The 2,079-nt window shown below is 75.3% G+C and carries 3 protein-coding genes; all 3 read right to left on the minus strand.

Features of this window, described 5'->3' with window-relative positions; translation table 11 throughout:
• A partial coding sequence (locus ACTUAL_RS24005) for a zinc finger domain-containing protein (RefSeq protein WP_440901837.1) occupies positions 1-521 on the minus strand: 521 nt, incomplete at its 3' end.
• On the minus strand, positions 518-1,741 hold the full coding sequence (locus ACTUAL_RS24010) for a hypothetical protein (RefSeq protein WP_440901838.1): 1,224 nt from the start codon (positions 1,739-1,741) through the stop codon (positions 518-520). The genes ACTUAL_RS24010 and ACTUAL_RS24005, both read right to left, overlap by 4 nt.
• 85 nt (positions 1,742-1,826) lie before the next feature.
• The coding region (locus ACTUAL_RS24015) for a hypothetical protein (protein ID WP_440901839.1) at positions 1,827-2,079 on the minus strand (253 nt) is incomplete at its 5' end.

The following is a 2,079-nucleotide window of genomic DNA, read 5'->3' on the forward strand; positions in this document are numbered from 1 at the left end:
TCGTGGGCGGCGGCCAGCCGGGACGGATGCATCCGCGTCACCGGGTCGCGGTCCTCGCGACGGCCGTCGCGGGTGCGGGTGATCGGGCGGCACACCCGACCCGCGTGCGCCCAGCAGTACGGGCAGCGCACCCGCCCCGCCTCCTCGGCCTCGGGCGGTCTGGTCCAGCCCATCGCCTCGTACACCGCGCGGATGCCGCGCTGCCCGGCGACCGCGAACCGCGCCCGCTCCCGCACCCGGTCCGGTTCGGCCACCGGCAGCGGCGGGCGCGCCGACCCCGCGTCCGCCTCCGGGGCGAGCGCGGCCAGCTGCACGAGCTGCACGACCTCGGCCGGGCTCACGCGCCCAACCCGCTGCGCGGGCACCGACGCCAACGCGGTCTGGATCTGGGCGGCGGTGTGCCCGCGCAGCTCCCGCCACCAGGCGGTCACCACCTGCTCGGGCAGCTGCCCCTCACCAGCGATCCGGTAGTGCCACAGCAGCGCCCGCATCTGCGAACGGGTCAGGACCTGCGCGCTCACGCGGCCACCCCCGCCCCGGTCAAGGCGTCCTTGTCCAGCCCGACCGTGGCCGCCAACGCGGCGTCCACGACCGCGCGCAGCTCGGCGGCGTCGGCGTGCGCGGGCAGCTCACCTCGCACCACCAGCCCGACCGGCGAGCGGTCGTCCTCGGCGATCGCGTCCGCGCGCATCCGCTCCACCGTCCCAGCGGTGGCCAGCTCCCGGCGCGCGGCCTGGTCGCCGGGCAGCGTGCGGGCGCGCATCACCTCGCCCACCAGCTCCGGCACCCACGACGGCGGCAGCGACTTGTGCGCCCACACCCGCAACCCCATCGCGATCACGGCAGGCTCGATGCCCTCGCGCAGCAACTCGACCACCTGACCGCGCAAGGACTGCTCCACCCGCCGGGGCTGGGCCGGGCAGTGCACCGTCACCAGCCGGGCAGCCTCCCGGTGGCGGGCCTGCCGCGCGGAGCCGGTCGCCGCCGTGACCCGCCCGTCGTTCCCAGACACCTCGGGGTGCTCCTCGCGTGCGCGGGTGCCGCCACGCGCGGGAGCGGGCGGGGGAGACCCCACTTCCTTGTCTGCCAACGCAAGAGGGCTTACTCCACTCTCCCGCTCCCTACTCCCTTCTCCCCCGTCCTTCGCCGAAGGGGTGCTGGAAGGGGTCGCCGAAGGGGTGGCGGAGGGGTTCGCGGTGGTGCCCGCGACCGGTTCCCGGTGGGTCGGGGTGGTGGTGGGCCTGCGGGGCGAGCGGGTGTTGAGCGCGGCCGTCACCGAGGCGGGCAGCGACCGCGTCCCGGCCTCCAGCTCCTCGGCGGCCAGCATCGGGGCCTGGCCGGTCACCTCCACCGGCAGGCGGCGCAGCTCCCTGGCCAGCGCGCCGCGCAGGATGGGCGAGACCAGCTCGAACGCCGACCTCAGCGCGGCGCGCAGGACGTTGGGCTGCTTCCACAGCTCGTCGCGCCGGATGAACGACCTGACAAGGACTTCCTCGGTCTCCTGGTCGACCACCAGGAACCGCGCCGCGTCCAGCTCGCTCAGCGCGGCGCGCACGGCGGCCAGGTCCAGGTCCGGGTGCGAGCGGGCCCAGCGGCGGGCCGCCAGGTCGAGCACCCCGGAGTAGGCGAGCTTGGGCTGGGACACGAGCTGGAGGTAGAGCAGCTTGGCGACGGCGGACAGCTCGATGAAGTCGGCGTCGTCCCAGATGTGCACGGACAGGCGGGCGTGATCACGCGCCACGAAAGGTCATCCCCCTACAGAAAAACGATGTTGGGCAGCACGGAACGGCCGCACGAGCGCGTGCGGCACGGTCCCGGTGTGAAGGTCAGGCGGTCGCGGCCCGGTCGGAGCGGGCGGCCTGGTGCTCGGAGAGCACGGAGAGGTTGAGCGCGTGGACCGGCAGCAGCTTGCCGCCGTTGCCCCCGCGCGCGTCGGTGGAGGCGAGGTAGCGGCCGGTGGCCACGAGCAGCCCGGCCGAGTGCAGGCGCCGCACGGTAGCGCCGATGAGCTGCGGGCGCACCCCAGTCAACTCGGCGCGCCACCGGTTGGCGTGGGTCTCCCGGAACGGGTCGGCGAGC

It is taken from the genome of Actinosynnema sp. (assembly GCF_052038725.1).